The following is a 609-nucleotide window of genomic DNA, read 5'->3' as shown; positions in this document are numbered from 1 at the left end:
CGCTCGTCGCCGTCGAACAGGCCAGCATACAGCGTCGCGTTGGCGTGCAGCTTCACCGAATCCTCGCGGCCGTCGGGGCTCGCGACCAGGCGCAGCGCACCGCGCTTCTGCGCCGCGTCGAAGTGCTTCTGCTCGTAGCCCGGCTCGATGCCGCGCACGTTGGGCTCGATCCAGATCTGCAGGAAGTGCGTCGTGTCGTTCGCCGCGTGGTTATATTCGCTGTGCTGGATGCCGCGGCCGGCGCTCATGCGCTGCACGTCGCCCGGCACGATCTGCGCGCCGTTGCCGATGCTGTCCTTGTGGCCGAGCGCGCCCGACAGCACGTACGACACGATCTCCATGTCGCGGTGGCCGTGCGTGCCGAAGCCGGTGCCCGGGGCGATGCGGTCTTCGTTGATCACTCGCAGGTTGCCGAAGCCCATGTGCTTCGGGTCGTAGTAGTCGGCGAACGAGAAGCTGTGGAACGACTTCAGCCAGCCGTGGTCGGCGTAGCCACGTTCAGTCGATTTGCGCAGGGTGAGCATGTCGCGTCCTTTCAGTGGTGATCTCTGGGGTATGGAAGAGACTGTAGGCGCCGCCCCCCGGCCCATCACGGGCCGCGCGTTGAAG

The 609-nt window shown here is 66.5% G+C and carries 1 protein-coding gene; it reads right to left on the bottom strand.

Features of this window, described 5'->3' with window-relative positions; all coding sequences use genetic code 11:
- On the bottom strand, nucleotides 1-524 hold a 524-nt coding region (locus tag AC1D15_RS36135), incomplete at its 3' end, for a pirin family protein (protein ID WP_477829877.1).
- Between the last annotated feature and the right edge of the window lie 85 nt (nucleotides 525-609).

It is taken from the genome of Rhizobacter sp. P2_H2, assembly GCF_056403375.1.
The sequence above is the reverse complement of the archived record's forward strand: the minus strand, read 5'-3'. Positions and strand labels throughout refer to the sequence as shown.